At 68.7% G+C, this 278-nt stretch carries 1 protein-coding gene; it reads right to left on the bottom strand.

Annotation, left to right across the window (positions count from 1 at the left end; all coding sequences use genetic code 11):
• Positions 1–278 (bottom strand): MinD/ParA family ATP-binding protein (locus tag CUZ56_RS14935; RefSeq protein WP_369126767.1); only part of this gene is annotated, 278 nt, incomplete at both ends.

Below are 278 nucleotides of genomic sequence, written 5' to 3'. Positions count from 1 at the left end.
GGCAACCGCCCGGTACTCGTCCTCGTTGAACGCCTCCGATGCCGCCGGATCCCGTTCGCTGGCCAGTACTTCCAGCCTACTGGTGGCCTGGGACGTATGGCGGCGCACATCCGAATACCGCTGGATCGCCGGATCGAGCAGCAGATCGCGGACCGTGGACCGCGTCTGCAACGGCACCCGCTGGGACAGCGTGCCGAAGTCCGGGTTGGCGTCCACCGCGATGACCCGGTCGCCGCGGATGGAGGCGAAGGTCGAGCCCAGGCCGATGGTGGTGGTGG

Source organism: Saezia sanguinis (assembly GCF_003991585.1).
Taxonomy (GTDB): Bacteria; Pseudomonadota; Gammaproteobacteria; order Burkholderiales; family Burkholderiaceae_C; genus Saezia; species Saezia sanguinis.
The sequence above is the reverse complement of the archived record's forward strand: the minus strand, read 5'-3'. Positions and strand labels throughout refer to the sequence as shown.